This is a genomic window from Comamonas sp. HJ-2 (assembly GCF_053615495.1).
Genome location: NZ_JBSIFD010000006.1, coordinates 49,601 through 66,774 on the forward strand (window position 1 = coordinate 49,601; position 17,174 = coordinate 66,774).

At 61.5% G+C, this 17,174-nt stretch carries 17 protein-coding genes; 7 read left to right on the forward strand and 10 right to left on the reverse strand.

Annotated features, from left to right (window positions below; genetic code table 11):
• Window positions 1–62: 62 nt before the first annotated feature.
• Window positions 63–1,367, reverse strand: a complete 1,305-nt coding sequence (locus tag ACWGXF_RS07195) for an MFS transporter (RefSeq protein ID WP_087863419.1) — start codon at window positions 1,365–1,367, stop codon at window positions 63–65.
• A 344-nt stretch (window positions 1,368–1,711) separates the two neighbouring features.
• On the opposite strand from ACWGXF_RS07195, the gene ACWGXF_RS07200 reads away from it, so the two are divergent.
• The gene (locus tag ACWGXF_RS07200) at window positions 1,712–2,059 is read left to right on the forward strand and encodes a MoaF-related domain-containing protein (RefSeq protein WP_003053278.1); all 348 of its coding nucleotides are present in this window, start codon (window positions 1,712–1,714) and stop codon (window positions 2,057–2,059) included.
• A gap of 438 nt (window positions 2,060–2,497) precedes the next feature.
• On the opposite strand, the gene ACWGXF_RS07205 is transcribed toward ACWGXF_RS07200, so the two are convergent.
• Window positions 2,498–3,319: an META and DUF4377 domain-containing protein gene (locus tag ACWGXF_RS07205; protein WP_087863418.1), complete on the reverse strand. Its 822-nt coding sequence runs from the start codon at window positions 3,317–3,319 to the stop codon at window positions 2,498–2,500.
• A gap of 437 nt (window positions 3,320–3,756) precedes the next feature.
• Between ACWGXF_RS07205 and ACWGXF_RS07210 the strand changes: the two genes are divergently transcribed.
• A complete protein-coding gene (locus ACWGXF_RS07210) occupies window positions 3,757–4,215 on the forward strand; it encodes a DUF2242 domain-containing protein (RefSeq protein WP_003063876.1) in 459 nt (152 codons plus the stop codon).
• A gap of 112 nt (window positions 4,216–4,327) precedes the next feature.
• Here ACWGXF_RS07210 and ACWGXF_RS07215 read toward each other — a convergent pair whose 3' ends face one another.
• The 5 genes from ACWGXF_RS07215 to ACWGXF_RS07235 all read right to left on the reverse strand — a co-directional run bounded on the left by ACWGXF_RS07215 (window position 4,328) and on the right by ACWGXF_RS07235 (window position 12,180).
• Window positions 4,328–5,209 (reverse strand): M23 family metallopeptidase, encoded by an 882-nt coding sequence (locus ACWGXF_RS07215; RefSeq protein WP_256630968.1) that lies wholly within the window; start codon window positions 5,207–5,209, stop codon window positions 4,328–4,330.
• Window positions 5,210–5,322: 113 nt separating this feature from the next.
• Window positions 5,323–5,949: an FMN-binding negative transcriptional regulator gene (locus ACWGXF_RS07220; protein ID WP_256630967.1), complete on the reverse strand. Its 627-nt coding sequence runs from the start codon at window positions 5,947–5,949 to the stop codon at window positions 5,323–5,325.
• A gap of 126 nt (window positions 5,950–6,075) precedes the next feature.
• A complete protein-coding gene (locus ACWGXF_RS07225; RefSeq protein ID WP_256630966.1) occupies window positions 6,076–8,307 on the reverse strand; it encodes a DUF3300 domain-containing protein in 2,232 nt (743 codons plus the stop codon).
• 324 nt (window positions 8,308–8,631) lie between these two features.
• Window positions 8,632–10,053 carry a YdgA family protein gene (locus ACWGXF_RS07230; protein ID WP_256630965.1) on the reverse strand — a complete coding sequence of 474 codons (1,422 nt, stop codon included), beginning with the start codon at window positions 10,051–10,053 and terminating at the stop codon, window positions 8,632–8,634.
• 309 nt (window positions 10,054–10,362) lie between these two features.
• On the reverse strand, window positions 10,363–12,180 hold the full coding sequence (locus ACWGXF_RS07235; RefSeq protein WP_256630964.1) for a glutamine--tRNA ligase/YqeY domain fusion protein: 1,818 nt from the start codon (window positions 12,178–12,180) through the stop codon (window positions 10,363–10,365).
• Window positions 12,181–12,406: 226 nt separating this feature from the next.
• Between ACWGXF_RS07235 and ACWGXF_RS07240 the strand changes: the two genes are divergently transcribed.
• The 5 genes from ACWGXF_RS07240 to ACWGXF_RS07260 all read left to right on the forward strand — a co-directional run bounded on the left by ACWGXF_RS07240 (window position 12,407) and on the right by ACWGXF_RS07260 (window position 15,546).
• The gene (locus ACWGXF_RS07240) at window positions 12,407–12,742 is read left to right on the forward strand and encodes a hypothetical protein (RefSeq protein WP_003063865.1); all 336 of its coding nucleotides are present in this window, start codon (window positions 12,407–12,409) and stop codon (window positions 12,740–12,742) included.
• A 133-nt stretch (window positions 12,743–12,875) separates the two neighbouring features.
• On the forward strand, window positions 12,876–13,319 hold the full coding sequence (aroQ, locus tag ACWGXF_RS07245) for a type II 3-dehydroquinate dehydratase (protein WP_003063863.1): 444 nt from the start codon (window positions 12,876–12,878) through the stop codon (window positions 13,317–13,319).
• Entirely contained in the window at window positions 13,313–14,251 is a 939-nt protein-coding gene (locus tag ACWGXF_RS07250; protein ID WP_256630963.1) for an alpha/beta fold hydrolase, read from the forward strand. The genes aroQ and ACWGXF_RS07250 overlap by 7 nt, the downstream gene beginning before the upstream one ends.
• Complete coding sequence (arfB, locus tag ACWGXF_RS07255; RefSeq protein ID WP_256630962.1) at window positions 14,248–14,658, forward strand: alternative ribosome rescue aminoacyl-tRNA hydrolase ArfB; 411 nt, start codon at window positions 14,248–14,250, stop codon at window positions 14,656–14,658. The genes ACWGXF_RS07250 and arfB overlap by 4 nt, the downstream gene beginning before the upstream one ends.
• A 195-nt stretch (window positions 14,659–14,853) precedes the next feature.
• Window positions 14,854–15,546: an alpha/beta hydrolase gene (locus ACWGXF_RS07260; RefSeq protein ID WP_012839187.1), complete on the forward strand. Its 693-nt coding sequence runs from the start codon at window positions 14,854–14,856 to the stop codon at window positions 15,544–15,546.
• Here ACWGXF_RS07260 and ACWGXF_RS07265 read toward each other — a convergent pair.
• The 3 genes from ACWGXF_RS07265 to ACWGXF_RS07275 form a co-directional block, all read right to left on the reverse strand.
• Window positions 15,540–15,872, reverse strand: coding sequence for an SMR family transporter (locus ACWGXF_RS07265; protein ID WP_034359382.1), 333 nt, complete (start codon window positions 15,870–15,872; stop codon window positions 15,540–15,542). The genes ACWGXF_RS07260 and ACWGXF_RS07265 overlap by 7 nt on opposite strands.
• A gap of 140 nt (window positions 15,873–16,012) precedes the next feature.
• Complete coding sequence (gene map, locus ACWGXF_RS07270) at window positions 16,013–16,819, reverse strand: type I methionyl aminopeptidase (protein ID WP_039048783.1); 807 nt, start codon at window positions 16,817–16,819, stop codon at window positions 16,013–16,015.
• Complete coding sequence (locus tag ACWGXF_RS07275) at window positions 16,816–17,079, reverse strand: ParD-like family protein (protein ID WP_003063854.1); 264 nt, start codon at window positions 17,077–17,079, stop codon at window positions 16,816–16,818. The genes map and ACWGXF_RS07275 overlap by 4 nt, the downstream gene beginning before the upstream one ends.
• Window positions 17,080–17,174: the final 95 nt, after the last annotated feature.

Sequence of the window (17,174 nt, forward strand, 5' to 3'; positions counted from 1 at the left end):
GGTCTGCGAGGCTTTTTTTGTGTCGAAACGGGTTGCAGCGCCAATTGCCCGATGGTTGGCAGCTATTGATTTTCAAGTGCTTGCTGGGGCTCGAGGCCGCTTACGCGCGCCGCATCTTCGAGCCTGTCCACATCGCGCAGCGGCTTGAACAGTGTCATCCAGCCACCCACCACGCCCAGCGTGCACAGGCTGCCCAGAATGGCGGCGGGAACTGCGCCAAACCAGGACGCGCTGCTGCCTGCGCGGAACTCGCCCAGCTCGTTGGAGGAGCCGATGAACAGCATGTTCACCGCATTCACGCGGCCGCGCATATGGTCGGGCGTGGAAAACTGCACCAATGCGCCGCGAATATAGACGCTGACCATATCGGCCGCACCGGCCACGGCCAGTGCCAGCATGGACAGTACAAACCAGTGCGAGAGCGCAAACACCAGATTGGCCAGTCCGAACACTGCTACGGCGGCAAACATCACCTTGCCCACGCGGCGGTTGATGGGGCGCGATGCCAGCCACAGGCCCATGCAGACCTCGCCTGCGGCCATGGAGGAGCGCAGCAGGCCCAGGCCTTGCGGACCTACCTGAAGCACCTCGTGCGCATAGACGGGCAGCAGGGCCACAACGCCGCCCAGCAGCACAGCAAACAGATCGAGCGAGATGGTGCCAAGGATGATGGGGCGGGTGCGCATGAAATGCAGGCCTTCGGCAAAGCGTTGCCACATGGTGGTTTGAACGTCAGTGACGATCCTGGGGCTGGCAAAGTGCACGGGGACCTGGCTCAGCAGGCCTGCGCCCAGAAGCAGAGCGACGCCGCAGACTGCATAGGTCAGCACGCCGCCGCCGAGCGCGTACAGCAGGCCGCCCAGCACGGGAGCGGCAATCGCCGAGATACGCATCAGCATGCTGTTGGTGGCCAGTGCCTGGGCCAGTTGCTCGCGGGCAACGATCTGCGGCAACAGGCTTTGCAGCGCCGGACCGCTGAAGGCGCGACTGCAGCCAAACAGCACCAGCACTGCATAAATCCAGTGCACATTGTGAGCACCGCTCTCGGCCAGCAGCCAGAGCAGGCCCGAGCAGACCGCGGCTACCAGCCAGCTGATGCCAAGCAGGCGCTTGCGGCTCATGCGGTCGCTGAGATCGCCAGCGGGAATCAGCAGACCCGCCATGGGCAGGAACTGCGCCAGCCCGACATAGGCCAGAGACAGAGGCTCGCGCGTGATGTCGTATACCTGCCAGGCCACCACCACGGCCTGCATCTGCTGGGCAAACATGGCAAGCATGCGTGCCAGCACGAAATTGACAAAAGCGGGATCGCGCAATGGCGGGATGGAGGGGGCCTGAGGCGCTGTAGAGGTGACGGGGGTGGACAAGGTGAGATCCGTGAGTGCGGCTGGGGAGGCGGGAGTGGGCCTGGGCCGACTTCCTGCCTTGGCGACCTGAAATGTCAGAGGGCCGAGTATGCGCGATCGCCTTGTTCTCTGCAGTGCCTGTGGCCGTTATGAGCATTCACTTCTGCTGCGGTTCATATCCGGCAAGCAGGCTGCGGATTGACCTTCATGCCATGCAGGAGAGAAGCCTTGTTTGTCAAAAAATGTTTACCGACGAAGGCATGAGTCACTTTCCCACACGCAAGGAAACGGCGGCGATTCATCATAGCTTCACACAAATGGTTTGGCGTTATGAATAGCGAAGCTTTCTCTCAAGGAGTCACATCATGTCCATGCTTTCGATGCAATACGCAGGAACTCTTCTGGGCCGCGAAGCAGTCATTGAATTCCCGGACAGCCAGGCCCAAGTCCGCTACACCGCCAGCGGTCAGATGCGCTGGCGCGTGGTGGACTCGCAAGGGCATATTTCCGAGGGCTGCGAGAACCTCAGCTATCTGCAACTGAGCGACCACCTGCATTTTTTGAACTGGATCGAGAAAACCGGCTTCACGGTCAGCCAGGTCATAGACTCGGCCAAGGGCACGGTGCAGGCTTTCTGGTCCTACGCTGACAACCAGTGCGAAAGCGGCCATCGTTCCTCCATGTTTGTGGAAGGCCGTTTCCGTCTGCGTTGAATCTGTCGGCTCTTGTCCGGGCATGGAGCCGGGGCAGAAGCCAGTTCAATGATTTGTGTGTGTGTGAGGTCAGTGACTTTCCTCTCTTGCCGACATCCGAAAGGTGTCGGCTTTTTTCTCCGTGAAACATCGCAGGCCCAACCATCCCTGCGTATTTTTTGATCGCAGTGCCCGAAGTCAATGCCTGTGCGGCCTCGCCCTGTTTTTCCGAGGCTTGTCCACAGGCGGCTCCACAGACGCTGGGCATAACCTGCAATCCTGTTTTCCGAACTGCTACGTTCAGAAAACATTTCCTAAGTAGTTATTGCCAAAAGAAAATCGTCCTCTGACACCGAATTCGATCGATGGAGTGTGGTGCGTGAAACATCGGCGTTGAATGTACGCATGAAAATAGAAAAGCCGGCACCTGGGCCGGCTTTTTCAATGCCTGAACGTGGCTTACTTGCGCTTGTCGGCGATGGCCGAGGACACCACCATGTCCAGCACATAGACATAGCTTGAAGCATCGGCGGGAACATTTTGGCGCTTGAAGCGGTTGATGCGCAGCACGTTGCTCACACCGGCTTCGTGCTTGTAGCCTTCAATCTCGCTGTAGAAGTTCTCCCACTGGCCGGTGTAGGTCTTGACGCCGTTGTCGCCGTAGCGGATCTCGCGCACCTGCAGACACTGATGGCGACCTGCGCCTGCACTGCAGGCCTTGCGCTCGGGACCGACCTCGAGAAATATGCGCTCGGGCGCGCTGCCGTATTGGGTCTGGGCGGTGGGCTTGCCGTTGAGCTGCCAGCGCGTGCCATCAATGAACTGCAGCGTCAGGCGAGGCTGTTCAGTAGTGGCGCTGCCGAGCTGCACGTTCCACTGCTTGGCCGTAGGCAGAATGCGCGCAACCTTCTGCTCCAGCATCATCAGCTGGTTGTCATTGCAGGCACGCAGGGTGCTCATGCCGCGCTGCAGATTGATGCGCTGGCCTTCAACGGTGTAAGCCGACGAGATGACGTTGCACAGATTCTTGACGACGACGCGCTGGTCCACGAAGTCCAGCTCGATAGGTGCCTGGCTGGAGCCCAGGAACCAGCTCTGGTCCTCATTGCCCGCCGGCGTGAAGGCCTCTTGCAATTTCCAGTGGTAGGCAGTCAGCGACGCGGCATCGCCTGCGGGGCCTGTAGGGCCGGGCTTGCTTGCACCGCCGCCGCCTGTCGTACCGCAGGCGGCAAGCGTCATGGAAGCAACAAGGGGAAGGCACCAGGTCCAGCGAAATTTCATAGGGTTTCCTTAAGGTCGAATAGAGGAATACGGCAAACCGTGTCAGCAGAAACAGAGTCTCTGTTGACCATATCAGTTCCCTGCGGGTTTTATCTGACCTTAACCCAACGTTGCTGTTGTTTTGCGCTTCGACAACCTCAGAGTGTCAACAAATGCTGCACGCTGACGGGCGGAGAAATCAGATGTGCCGCTCGGGCGTGAAGCCCCTGTAAAGATCGAAAAAATCCGTACGTCTAGACAGCGCTTCGTCAAATTAGTCTTTGCCAAGCTGCTACGCTTCAAAGGTTCGGGCTATGAAGAAACTACGGCCCAGGCATCAAGGAGTTTCTGTGCGCTTAGGTGGTGTTGCTTTGTTTGGGCTGAATTGGGGGCGGCTGGGTTCTGTGGGCATATTGGCAGGCTTGCTGGGGGCATGCTCGGCAACCGCACCTCAGCATATGCCGGTACAGGAGACTTTCGACTCCAGTTCCACGTTTTCCCGCGGCTTTGATGCGACACCGGCACAGACTTGCGAGGCCGCGCGTCGCGCCTTGTTGAGCCAGGGTTATATCGCCACGGCCAGGACGCAGGAGCTGATAGAAGGGCGCAAGAACTTCCAGCCCAATACGGAGACCAATCTGGAAATCAATTTCCGTGTGGTCTGCGTGCCGCAGACCAGCGACGGCCTGGTCAGTCTGGGTTTTGCGACAGCGTTGCAGGATCGCTATTCGCTCAAGAAAAGCGCAACCTCGGCCAGCGTGGGCGTGAGCGCTCTGGGTTCGCTGTCTCTGCCGTTTTCTTCCAGCAACGATTCGCTGGTCAAGGTGGGCAGCGAGACCATTTCCAAACGCAGCTTCTACGACAGTTTTTTCGAACTGGTGGAGAACTATCTGAAGCAGGATCAGGATGCGCCATAGTTTCGAGCAAACCGGTCTGCAGCGCTTGGTAGGTCGGGAGCTTGTGATTCTGATCTGGTAGCAAGAACTAAAAAGCGGCTCGCGGAGCCGCTTTTTAGTCTGAGAGATCCGTTCAGATGAACAGCGCCGGGTCCACCATGGCGCGGTTCAGCATCACGCTCCAGTGCAGGTGGGGACCGGTCACGCGGCCTGTGGCTCCGACCTTGCAAAAGGCATCGCCCGTCTGCAACTGGTCGCCCGGCTTGCAGTCCACCTGGCTCAGGTGGCAGTACATGGTGAGCAGGCCGCCGCCATGGTCCAGCCAGACCGTGCCGCCGTTGAAGAAATAGTCGCCCACATCGATCACCTTGCCGGGCAGCGGTGCACGCACCGGCGTTCCGGTGGGGGCGGCAATGTCCATGCCGCTGTGCGGATTGCGCGACTGGCCGTTGAAGACACGGCGCAGGCCGAAGCTGCTGGAGCGACGGCCCGGCACCGGCACGCGCATGCGCAGGCTGCCGGAAGGCAGCGGCTCGGTGAAGGTGGCCATCACGGTCTTCAGGTGGGCGGCCTCGCGTTCGTAGCGGGCATTGTCTTCGGCAGACAGGTCCACCGTCTTGGGCGAGACCTTGAGGCGCTGTTCCACATACTGTTTGTCGCGCACCGTATAGCTCATGGTGCGCAGACGGCCGTCTGCCTTCACGCCAATGCTTTGCTCACCCGGTGTGGTGGCAAGCGGTATGCCCACGAGTGCGGTCCATTCGATCATGTCGCCCACCACCAGAACCTCGGCCTCCGCTGCCGTGACCAGGGGACGTGCGGAGGCAGGGCCCAGCGACAGGCGTGCGACGCCGCCGGGAACCCTGCTGTCCTGCGGCCAGAGCGCGCTGTCCGAGTTGGCGCTGCGTGCCGCCCAGGCCGGTGCTGCGGCAAACAGCGCTGTTTGCGCCATCCATTGCAGCAGGCGACGGCGTGCGGGAGGGAAAGAGGGGCTGGTAAGTTGTTCGGTCGGCATGGTGCTTATCGGATTGTGCAGGCATTGTGCTGTATTGCTATCGATAGCGGAGCTAAAGGCGATACAGGCATGTGAGCTTTACGCTGGCTATGCCTTGAAGGCCGGCCGCGCGATCAGGGCTGGCGCATGCTCTGGGCCAGATCCAGCTGCCCCAGCTGCTCCAGAGCCTGCACTGCACCGAGCCGGTCGCGCTGCTGCTTGTTCTGGCTCAGCTTGAACTTGGCTTCAAGGCGGTCGACGGTAATTTCCAGGCCCACGATGGCGCCGAGCATGCGTTGCAGGTAGTCGGGCGGAGCGTCGCTCATCTTCCATGGGGCCTCGGCATTGTTGCTGGCCTCGTGGCGGCGGGTGAGCCGGCCCACCACGCCGCGCACGAACTTTTCATCGTCGCGCACGCTGATGCGGCCGTGCGCGTGGACCACACGGTAGTTCCAGGTCGGCACCTGCTCGTGTGTCTCGTGCTTGCTGGGATACCAGTTGGGAGAGATATAGGCCTGCTCGGCACGGAAGATCACCAGCACGGAGGTGTCCTCCCGGATCTGCTGCCACACAGGATTGGCGCGCGCCACATGGGCGATCAGTCGCAGCATGCCATCCTCGTCCTGCAGCAACTCGAACGGCAGGTGATTGGCATCCAGCCCCGCATCGGACTGGGTGACCAGGCAACCCAGCGGGTGAGCCTGGATCAGGGCATGCAGGGAGGCCGGATCATCGATCTTGAAATGGCTGGGGTTGTACATGAAGGCTGCGGCAATGAGTGGAGCAAAACGAATGAGCTTTTATGAGCTTGTTTATACCGTCATGCAGGTTGCGCGCTGACAAGCCGCCTGCATGGCAGGCGGCTTGGTACGAAGGCGAGTGGCGTTTCAGCGGTGCTCGCGATCCCCGCGCGAGCGGCCCTCTGAGCGCGCCGCTTGCATGCGAGCCTGTTGCTCGGCCTGGTGCTGCTGAGCCTGCTGCTGGCGTTGGGCCTGTTCCTGTGCCCGTTGTTGCTGCATCTGGGCTTGCTGCTGGCGCTGCTGTTGTTCACGAGCCTGTTGCTGCTGCATTTGCTGCTGGCGCTGAGCTTGCTCCTGGGCGTGCTGCTGTTGCATCTGCTGCATCTGGGCCTGCTGCTGGCGCTGCTGTTGTTCACGGACTTGTTGCTGCTGCATTTGTTGCTGGCGCTGAGCCTGTTCCTGGGCGTGCTGCTGTTGCATCTGCTGCATCTGGGCCTGCTGCTGGCGCTGCTGTTGTTCACGGGCTTGTTGCTGCTGCATTTGTTGCTGGCGCTGAGCCTGTTCCTGGGCGTGCTGCTGTTGCATCTGCTGCATCTGTGCCTGTTGCCGACGCTCTTGCTGTTCAAGGGCTTGTTGCTGCATTTGTTGCTGGCGCTGAGCCTGCTCCTGGGCGCGCTGCTGTTGCATCTGCTGCAGCTGTGCCTGTTGCCGATGCTCTTGCTGATCGCGGGCTTGCTGCATTTGCTGTTGGCGTTGAGCCTTCTCCTGGTGGGCACGCTGCTGTTGCTGCTGCTGCATCTGAGCTTGTCGCTGGAGCTCCTGCTGCTCGCGGACTTGCTGCATGGGCTGCTGACGCTGGGCCTGCTCCTGGGTGTGCTGCTGTTGCACCTGCACAGGAGTCTGCTGCATTGCTTGCTGGCGCTGGGTTGGCTCCTGTGGGCGTTGCTGCATGGCTTTCTCCGCCGTGGCAGCCTGCATCTGCGGCGCCTGCGGTGGATGGCGATCATGCGGGTCTTGCGGCGGCATCAAAGTATTGCCATTGGACGCGCGTGGCCCGCCTGGAACCTGGTTGGGTCCCTGGGCAAAGCCCGGCCTGCCCTGTAGCTGTGTAGCCAGAGGACTCTGTGCTGGCTGGCGCTGGCTCAGGGTATGGCCGCCGGCAGCGAGGGCGGCGGCACCGACGGCCGCTGCTGTTGCGCCGCCAGCAATCGCGTCCGGCTGCAGTCCATGCTGTGCAGCGAAGACGCCTGCAGTCTGAGGCTGTCCGGCTTGTACCTGGCGCTCGCCTGCGGCATTTGCATGGATGTTGTTGATGTAGGTGTTGTCCGTGCGATGGATGTTCTGCACCACGGTTCGCGACTGCGATATATAGGTGGTGTTGTTATAAACCACGGCCGGACGGGCCTGCGGGGGCGGGGGGCGCTCGCCGTGGCGCCAGGGCCTTTCGGGATCGCCCCAGTGCATATTCCAGGCATTCCAGCCCCAGGACGGATGCCTGTCCATGGACCCGGCCAGCACGATGGCGGTGCCAAAGCCCAGCAGGCCGGCCATCACGGGCACGCCGGCCACGGGAGTCGGAGGCGGCACCTCCACATAACGGTAGCCGCCATATACGGGCAGCGGCTGACCGTAGACCGCAGCGGGGTTGTACTGGGGAACGTAGACCGTATCCAGCTGGGAAGGGCTGATTTCAATGAACTGCTCCGGGGGCTCTATGACCGGGTCCGGCAGCGGTGTGACCACGGCTCCAGGCGTATAGGCCACGGCGGCTGGCGTGGAGGCCAGGTTGACCTTGAGCTGACTGGAGGTCTTGAGCGTGCCGGCCTTGTAGGCCCGGTTGCGCATCACCTGTATGGCATTCATCACATCCGAGGGATCGTTGTAATAGGCCTTGCCCAGCGCCGTGGTCCAGGGCAGATTGGAGGCCATCTGTTCCAGCACGTTGGGAAACTGGGTCAATGATTTGACGGACGGGTCCCAGCTCTGGGCGTTGACGGCATTGCTCAGCGCCGTCTTCTGCAGGCCGGGGTTCTGTCCCAGCCAGGTTTCGGCGGCGCTGATCTGGTCTGGATAGGTGGCACCGGCCAGGATCTGGGCCACCAGCTTGTCCGGGTACAGCGCAATCGGCGCCACCATCCGGTAGAGCGCGTCTGCATCGGGTGGCATATAGGCTGCTGGCTGAGGCCGGGCGGCATCGAGCGTGGCGACCGGTGCCGAGGCCGGCGGTGCACTGTCCGCCTTGATCGGCGAATCCTTGTCATTGCAGGCGCTCAGCGCCATGGCTGCGGCCAGGGCTATCACGCCCGGGTGCCAGAGACGGGCGACCGTGTTTGGCTGCAGTTCCGGCTGCTCAGACCGGGTCCGGGAGAAATGCGACATCTGACGCTCCTTGCGCCGCGCCGTGCAAATCACGGTGCTTTGGCGGATGCTGTTTTAACGCCAGTGTTGAGCAGTTGTTGACAGAGTGTTGTAAGCAAATAAAGCCTGTGGCTGCAGGCCATGGTCGGCGAGAGAATATAAATTCTGATAGCTTCTTTCGTAGAGTAGGTAAGGCTTAGAGGCTAAAAATACTCAGAATTTTGGGCGGAGCATGCAGAGAGCGCTTGCTCGCCTGTATGTCCACGCCCGGGGCGATTTTTTCCATGAAAAAGGCCTGCGCGAGGCAGGCCCTGGAGCTATCCGCGAAGCAGCACGCCGGTCACATCATTCGGTCATGGTGCCCATGAGTGTGCTCGTGCCCATGGCATCCAGCGGTTTGCCGTTGACCTGGAATTCCCCCTTGGCATAGACGATCTCGGTGCGCATCTTGCCGTCCTTGTCTTCGAAGATGCCTTGCTCCTTGAGCATGTCCAGGCTGGCCTGAGTCTGGGCTTTGGCGGCTTCCTCGATATCTTCGGGCTTGTACTCGCTCTCGCCTTCAAACACGGCCAGCAGGCTGGAGCGCCTGCGCGAGAGCATCATGTTTTCCATGAAGGCCTTGGGCATATCGGCCTTGAGGCTGACCTTCAGGTCCTGCAGCAGAGTGCCCATCTTCTCGCCATCGCCCAGATATTGAATGGCAGCCGCGAACTCGCTTACGCCGTCGGGGGTGCGCATGGACAGGCGTTTGAGTTCGATCACGGGCTGGCGTGCCAGCGCCTGTGTCAGCGACTTGAGCATTTTCTCGCGCAGATCGCCGCTTTGCTGTTCTTCAGCGTCTTCATCGTCCCCGGCTTCGCCTGAGGCACCGAGCAGCGGGTTCTTGCGCTTGCTCATTTCCACGACCTGGTTGATCCAGTTGGCATCGACATTGTTGAACGCCATGTCGAGCACCAGATCGTCAGCCTGTTTGTCTTCGAGCTTGGCGGTCTTGATGCCGGTCTTGAGCGTCATTTCCACCACCTCGCCCTTGAGGATGGTGTCCGAATCCATGGAGATGCCTTCGAAGTGGCTGGCAGAGTTCTTGCCTTCCTCTTCCTGCTTGGTGGCGGCAATCTTGGCAATCGTCATGGCAAACGGGCCGGTCCAGAACTGCTGGCCCGCGGGCTGCTTCATGTCGAAGCGCATATCGGCCTTGTCCAGCGTCACGCTGCCTTCCTCGTCCTTGAACTGCAGGCCGGCGAAGCTGCCCGTGCCCTTGGCGGCCTTCATGTCGGCGGGCATGTCCCAGACGATCTTCATGCCGCCCCAGTTCATTTCGCTGTCCTTGATCTTGCTGCTCACGGCCGGCGATGTCATGACGTTGGAGCTGCTGCGGCCCCAGCCGACCTTGGTGTCGACTTCCAGCGGCGAGCGGCCGTTGAGCGCGGTCTTCAGCGCCGGGTCCGCGTCTTCGGGCAGATTGAAGCTGGTGTGAATTTCGGCGGCATGGCCCAGGGGCAGCGGACCGTGGCTGATCTTGTGCTCGGCGGTGAACTGGACGGGCTCGTCGCCGCTGTCCAGCGTCCAGACTGTTTTGGCGGTGGAAGAAAAAGCACCGCGGTCATAGCTGGTGACCTGAATCTTCACGCCATGCTCGTTCCACTTGTCCAGGCCTTCGGTAAAGCTCTGCTGCAGCTTGCCGCCCATGTAATAGCTGGTGCCCAGTGTTCCCGCCACGATCACGGCGATGGCCGCTGCAATGCCTGCCCCTGCTTTTTTGTTCATTCTTGACCTTTGATGAAAATAAAAAATCCGCGAATGAATTGCGGATTGGTAATGTTGTGGTGAGCAGGATTCTAGAAAGAAAATAATGGAATGCTCTGAATTTCAGAACATTTTATGTAAATGCTTATCAAGTATTGAAAATCAATACCGGCGGTATTTATTTCAATATGTAATCATGATTTAGGGGCGTCATCCATTTCCCGATCGGAGAACCGAATGGCTGTTCTCGGGATAAATGCCGCAGCGGTTTGCGCAATAAAAAAGGCTGCCAGTGAATCCTGGCAGCCTTGCTGAAACTGGCTGGAGCGTTTACTTGCCCCAGCTGTCCTTGAGTCCGGTGATCTTGTTGAACACGGGCTTGTCGCTGCGGTGATCCTTGCGGTCGGCCACAAAGTAGCCAAAGCGCTCGAACTGGAACTTGTCGTCAGCCAGGGCCGCCTTGAGCGAAGGCTCCACATAGGCGGTGACGACCTTCAGGCTGTCGGGGTTCAGCAGGGCCAGGAAGTCCTTGCCGCCTGCATCGGGCTGCGGGTCGGTGAACAGACGGTCGTACATGCGCACTTCGGCCTGCAGGCCGTCGGCCACGCCCACCCAGGTGATGGCGGCCTTGACCTTGACGCTGTCGGCTCCGGGTGTGCCGCTCTTGGTGTCGGGCACCACGGTGGCCAGCACCTTGGTCACATTGCCATCGGCGTCCTTTTCGGCGCCCGTGCATTCGATCACATAGCCGCCCTTGAGGCGGACCTTGTTGCCGGGGAACAGGCGCTTGTAGCCCTTGGGCGGCACTTCGGCAAAGTCTTCGCGCTCGATCCAGACTTCGCGGCCAAGGGTGAAACGGCGCTCTGGCACGGTTTCACCCTCTGCCGCGTGGGGCAGGGCGGGCAGGTGGCAGTCCTCCAGATGTTCGGCGCTGCCAAACACTTCGGCCCAGTTGCTGAGTTCGAGCTTGACCGGGTCCAGCACGACCATGGCGCGGTGTGCCTTGTTTTCCAGATCTTCACGCAGACAGCCGTCCAGCGTGCCGTAGTCGATCCAGGCGTAGTCCTTGGTCACGCCGATGCGTTCGCAGAAGTTGCGGATGGACGCTGGCGTGTAGCCGCGGCGGCGCAGGCCGACCACGGTGGGCATGCGCGGGTCGTCCCAGCCGGTGACGAACCGGTTGTCCACCAGATGCTTGAGCTTGCGCTTGCTGGTGATCACATAGGTGAGGTTCAGGCGCGAGAACTCGTACTGGCGGGGCTGGGGGGCGTCGATCAGGCCGCCTTCGCGCAGGTGGTTCAGCAGCCAGTCGTAGAAGGGGCGCTGATCCTCGAACTCCAGCGTGCAGATGGAGTGGGTGATGTGCTCGTAGGCATCCTCGATGGGGTGCGCAAAGGTATACATCGGGTAGATGCACCACTGATTGCCAGTGTTGTGATGCTCGGCATGGCGCACGCGGTAGATGGCCGGGTCGCGCAGATTGATATTGGGCGCGGCCATGTCGATCTTGGCGCGCAGCACTGCGGCGCCATCGGCCAGCTTGCCGTCCTTCATGTCGGCAAAGCGCTGCAGGTTTTCGGCCACGGAGCGGTCGCGGAAGGGGCTGTTCACGCCGGGACGGGTGAAGTCGCCGCGGTTGGCCTTCATCTCGTCGGCCGACTGCTCGTCCACGTAGGCCAGGCCCTGCTCGATCAGGTAGACCGCACAGCGGTACATGAAGTCGAAGTAATTGCTGGCGAAGTAGAGGTTCTCGTGTCCGTCGGCATCCTTCCAGTCGAAGCCCAGCCAGCGCACGGCATCGATGATGCCGTCCACATATTCCTGGTCTTCCTTTTCGGGATTGGTGTCGTCGAAGCGCAGATGGCAGACGCCGCCGAAGTCGCGGGCCAGACCGAAGTTCAGGCAGATGGACTTGGCATGACCCACGTGCAGATAGCCGTTGGGCTCTGGCGGAAAGCGGGTGCGGATCTTGGCTTCGTCGACCTGGCCGCTTTGGTGATGCTGGGCATCGCCGGGCGCGCCGCCCCAGTGACGGGTGGCATAAGTGCCCTTGTCCAGATCCGATTCGATAATCTGGCGCAGGAAATTGGTTGGCTTGACCGCTTCAGGGGCGGAGTTGTTGGATTTGGAGGCGTCAGCAGAGCTCATTGCACCATTTTAGGCCGGCTGTCATGACCTCATGTTGATCAGCGGACACTGCAGCTTTGCCTCGTGTGCATTTGGACACAATGTTTTGGAGGAACCGTGCCATCCTGACGGGACTCTGAAACGTTATATCCCCAAGGGCCGAAGGCGCTGCACAGATCTGCAGGCTTGCCCTCGGTGACACATAAACAGAGGAGAGATTGTGATGTCCAGAACAACTTCCCCCCGCATGGCCAAGCTGCTTGCCGCTGGCTCTATCGCTATTGCAGGCCTGATGGCTGCCGCAGGCGCCCAGGCACATGGCGGCGTCAGCCTGTCGGTCGGCATCGGCGTGCCCGGCGTGGCCGTGGGCGTCGGCGCTCCCGTTTACGCCACACCCTATATGGCGCCGGCCCCGGTCTATATGCCGCCGCGCCCTGTCTACTATGCGCCTCCGGCACCGGTCTACTATGCGCCGCCGCCTCCCGTGTATCGTCCCGCACCCGTGATGGTCGTGCCCGGCCCGGTCTATTACGGTGGCGGCCCGCGCTGGCGTGGTCATCGCCATCATCATCACTATCGTTGATGGCATCGATGACAGAGCCCTGAAAGACTCTGCACCACGGACGGCTGCCCAGGCAGCCGTTTTTTTATGCCTGCGGGTCGGTTGCAGCGCTCGCATAATCCGGGCAGTCCTCAAAAATCAGGAGAGTGCTTCCGTGAAAACCGTCTATGTCCTCAATGGCCCCAATCTCAATCTGCTGGGCATGCGCGAACCCGGCATCTATGGATCGGCCACGTTGGCCGATGTCCAGAAGCTCTGCGAGGAAGCTTGCCTGCGCCATGGCTTGAAGCTGGAATTCCGCCAGAGCAACCATGAGGGCGAGCTGGTGGACTGGATTCACGAGGCAGGCCGGTTGCACGCCAAGGGGGAGTTGCAGGCACTGATCATGAACGCCGCAGCCTATACCCATACCAGTGTGGCAATTCTCGATGCCGTCAAGGGCACGGCCGTGCCGCTGGTGGAGTTGCACATCAGCAATGTCCATGCGCGTGAGAGCTTTCGCCACCATTCCTATCTGTCGGCCACGGCGCGCGCCGTGATGTGCGGCTTCGGCGTGGCAGGCTACGGTCTGGCCATCGATGCGGTGGCGCAGTGGTGACATCGGCGGTTGAAGCAGCCTGTTCGCTGGAGCAGGTCTCGCAGGAGCTGGGTGTCGACGTGCCACCGGCGATTGCCCGGTTGCAGGCCACGGCGCAGCGCGTGCAGACCCGGCTTGGAGAAGCTGCCGACAGCGGCGCGATGATCTGGCATGGCTGGCAGCCCCCGGCCGGGGTGGCGCAGCGCGGCCTGCCGCTGGTGCTGCTGCATGGCGGCAGCGGTAGCTGGACGCATTGGTTGCGCGTGATTGAGCCGCTGACCGAGGCGGGCTACAGCCTGTGGCTGGCCGATCTGCCGGGTTTTGGCGAATCCGATGGCGTGCCCGGCGGCATGGATGTGGACACCATGCTGGAGCCCCTGGCCTATGGCATCCGGCAACTGCTGGGCAATGCCGACACGGGTCCGGTCTGCGATCTGGTCGGTTTTTCCTTTGGCGGCATGACTGCTGGTCTGCTGGCCGCCGAGCATCCGGAACTGGCCCGGAGGCTGGTGTTGGTCGGCGCTCCCGGCATGGGAATGACCGAAGGACGCAGCGTGCGCCTGCTGGGCTGGCGCCACCTGCAGGGGCTGGAGGCCCAGATGCAGGCCCATCGCCACAATATCGCGGCCCTCATGCTGCATGACGCGGCGCTGATTGATGAGGAGACGCTGGCTCTGCATGCGCTCAATGTGGCTCGTGACCGGCTGCCGCGCAGACGGCTTTCGCGCACCGATGTGCTGGCCCGCGCTCTGACCCGTATCAAGGTGCCGGTGGCGGCGATCTATGGCGAGCATGACCCTCTGTATGCGGGCTGCCTGGCCGAGCTGCAACTGCTGATGCAGCGTCAGTGCCGGGGGGCGCTGGACTGGCAGGTGATGCGGAACGTCGGCCATTGGGTACAGCACGAGGATCCGGCCACCTTCTGCGCTGCGCTGCAGGAGGCTCTGTCGTGAGCAATGCGGCCGCCTTCGAGCTGACCGAAGCCGATGTGCATTGGAGCGCCGTGTGCGCTCAAGGCCCGGGCGGCCAGAATGTGAACAAGGTGGCCAGCGCCGTGCATCTGCGCTTTGACGTTCGAGCCTCGCGTCTGCCGGTCGATGTGCAGCAGCGCTTGCTGGCTTTGGGCGACTCGCGCATCACCACCGATGGAGTGGTGGTCATCAAGGCGCAAAAATACCGCACTCAGGAGCACAACCTGTGGGATGGGCTGCAGCGCCTCAATGCGTTGGTGGCCACGGTTGCCAGGCCGCCACGCCCGCGCAAGCCCACCAAGCCGACCTGGGGCTCGCAGCAAAGACGCCTGCAGGGCAAAAGCCTGCGCTCCGGCATCAAGGCATTGCGCGGGCGGGTGCATGACTGAGCTTGTGTAGCGGCAACGCCACGCTCAGGCCAGTCAACTGTATCAAAAGGCATGCGCGTACCCAGTCGGGCCGGGTGCGGATCGGTCAGCCGGCTGCGGGTCTGCGCTATATTGTTTTGATAGCTGCAGTCGCAGAATGCAAAGGCGCTACAGCCTGTTCCCCATCAAATTCCGTGCTGCCTTCGGGAGTTGTCCATGAGCACATTGCCTTTGACTTATCTGGAGCGGCCCGCGCAGCTTGACGCCGGCCGGCCTGCCTGGCTGCTGGTGCTCATGCATGGCGTGGGCAGCAATGAGCAGGACCTGTTCGGCCTGGTGCCCTATGTGCCGCCGCAATTTCATGTGCTCAGTCTGCGTGCGCCCTTTGCCATGGGCATGGGTGCTTATGCCTGGTTTCAGTTCACTGTGGATGCCGATGGTACACGCCATATCAATGTGCCGCAGGAGCAGCAGGCGCGCATCTTGCTGCAGCAGACGGTGGAGCAGGCCGCGCAGCAGCTGGACATTCCGCCCGAGCGGGTGGTGCTGGGAGGCTTCAGCCAGGGCGGCATCATGAGTCTGAGCCAGTTGCTGACCCAGCCCCAGACCTTGCGTGCCGCACTGGTCTGGCACAGCCGTCTATTGCCCGAGATCGCGTCGCTGCACGCGCCCGCTGCCGCATTCGAGGGCAAGTCGGCCTGGGTCAGCCACGGGACTTATGACAATGTGATTCCGCTGACCAGCGCCCATGCCGTGCGTGACCGCCTGGCCTCCTTGCCCTTGCAACTGAGCTATCACGAATATCCGGGCGCCCATGAGATCCGGCCCGAGGAACTGCGCGCCAGCATGCAGTGGCTGCAGGATCTGACGCAGTCAGCAGATGACTTCAGCAGCGATGGCGATCAGTGACCGGCGGTCTTTGAAAACAGATTGATCACCAGCACGCCGCCGACAATCATGGCCATGCCGGCCAGAGCGGGGGCATCGAGCTTCTGGCCCTGCCAGAAATAGGCGACGGCCGAGACCAGCACGATGCCCACGCCGGACCAGATCGCATAGGCCACGCCCGTGGGCACGGTACGCAGCGTCAGCGACAGCAGATAGAAAGAAATCGCATAGCCGACCAGGGAAACCGCGGTAGGGCCGAGCCTGGAGAAGCCTTCCGACCTGGCGAGGAAGGAGGTGGCAATCACCTCGCAGATGATGGCCAGACCCAGATACAGGTAATTTGTCATGCCGGGCACTGTAGTGCGGCTGGGGCCTGGCTGTTTCCAGACTGGTTTCAAGACCCCGGACCGCTTCTGGCCGTTATTGCCAAAATCCAGCGGCTGTGCACACCTCGCCCAGGGCAATACGCGCGGTTCGCCGCGCTTGATCAGATGGCTGGGTAGTCGCCTGTACCTTCGGGCCAGGGGGTCAGAACCTCAAATCCGGTCTCCGTCACCAGCACCATATGCTCCCACTGGGCGGAGAGCGATTTGTCATTGGTGATCACGGTCCAACCGTCCGCCAGTTCGCGCGTGGCGGCCTTGCCGGCGTTGAGCATGGGCTCGATGGTGAAGATCATGCCGGGCTGCAGCGTCAGGCCCTGACCGGGCGTGCCGTAGTGCAGCACCTGGGGCTCGTCGTGATAGACCTTGCCGATGCCATGGCCGCAGTACTCGCGCACGATGGAAAAGCGTTCGCGCTGGGCCACGGTCTGGATGGCATGGCCTACATCGCCCAGCGTGGCCCCGGGCTTGACGGCGCGGATGCCGGCCACCAGCGCTTCATAGGTGGTGTTGACCAGGCGCCTGGCCAGATTGCTGGGCTGGCCCACGTAGTACATGCGGCTGGTGTCGCCGATCCAGCCTTCGGGCGTGGTTACTGCGACGTCGACATTGATGATGTCGCCGTCCTTGAGGACCTGCTTGGTATCGGGGATGCCGTGGCAGACCACATGGTTGACGGAGGTGCACACGGTTTTGGGAAAACCATAGTAGCCCACATTGGTGGGAGTGCATTTCAGCTCGTTGACGATGTAGTCGTGGCAGATCTTGTCCAGTTCCTCTGTGCTTACGCCGGGCTGCACATGAGGGGTGAGCATGGCCAGCACCTTGGCGGCCAGGCCGCCGGCCTTGCGCGAGAGGTAGATGTCGGTGGCGTCATGAATGGGTACGACTTTCTGTTTGCCGCGCTTCATTGCATGCCTCCTACCAGGCGCACAGGACGGGGGCGGCGCACGACTGTGTCGGCTTCATGGGCGCTGGCAGGCTGCAGCTCACGCTCGGCTTGTTGCAGCAGCAGGGCGCAGATGCCTTCGTAATTGAGCTGGGGGTGATGCTCGGCCAGCTGGCCTACACGCAGCCAGTGCTCGGCCTGGGCATTGATGGAGCGGCCGAGGGCCGCGCTGGAGACACGAATCTGGTCGTGTAACTGGTCTGAAATTTTGACGATTCCCATGGCCGAGCATCATAAGGTCTGTATACGTTTCGTATATTGACAAAAGAAAATTGCATGGTTGAAGCCGCGGTTTTGCCGCTGCTTGACAAGCGCTG

Coding starts and splice junctions, on each gene's coding strand:
- map (WP_039048783.1), bottom strand. CDS start 16,819: ATGAAGCGCGGCAAACAGAAAGTCGTACCCATTCATGACGCCACCGAC.
- ACWGXF_RS07235 (WP_256630964.1), bottom strand. CDS start 12,180: ATGAGCTCTGCTGACGCCTCCAAATCCAACAACTCCGCCCCTGAAGCG.
- ACWGXF_RS07275 (WP_003063854.1), bottom strand. CDS start 17,079: ATGGGAATCGTCAAAATTTCAGACCAGTTACACGACCAGATTCGTGTC.
- ACWGXF_RS07215 (WP_256630968.1), bottom strand. CDS start 5,209: ATGCCGACCGAACAACTTACCAGCCCCTCTTTCCCTCCCGCACGCCGT.
- ACWGXF_RS07230 (WP_256630965.1), bottom strand. CDS start 10,053: ATGAACAAAAAAGCAGGGGCAGGCATTGCAGCGGCCATCGCCGTGATC.
- ACWGXF_RS07240 (WP_003063865.1), top strand. CDS start 12,407: ATGGCCAAGCTGCTTGCCGCTGGCTCTATCGCTATTGCAGGCCTGATG.
- ACWGXF_RS07205 (WP_087863418.1), bottom strand. CDS start 3,319: ATGAAATTTCGCTGGACCTGGTGCCTTCCCCTTGTTGCTTCCATGACG.
- ACWGXF_RS07210 (WP_003063876.1), top strand. CDS start 3,757: ATGCCGGTACAGGAGACTTTCGACTCCAGTTCCACGTTTTCCCGCGGC.
- ACWGXF_RS07220 (WP_256630967.1), bottom strand. CDS start 5,949: ATGTACAACCCCAGCCATTTCAAGATCGATGATCCGGCCTCCCTGCAT.
- ACWGXF_RS07200 (WP_003053278.1), top strand. CDS start 1,712: ATGTCCATGCTTTCGATGCAATACGCAGGAACTCTTCTGGGCCGCGAA.
- ACWGXF_RS07260 (WP_012839187.1), top strand. CDS start 14,854: ATGAGCACATTGCCTTTGACTTATCTGGAGCGGCCCGCGCAGCTTGAC.
- ACWGXF_RS07225 (WP_256630966.1), bottom strand. CDS start 8,307: ATGTCGCATTTCTCCCGGACCCGGTCTGAGCAGCCGGAACTGCAGCCA.
- ACWGXF_RS07265 (WP_034359382.1), bottom strand. CDS start 15,872: ATGACAAATTACCTGTATCTGGGTCTGGCCATCATCTGCGAGGTGATT.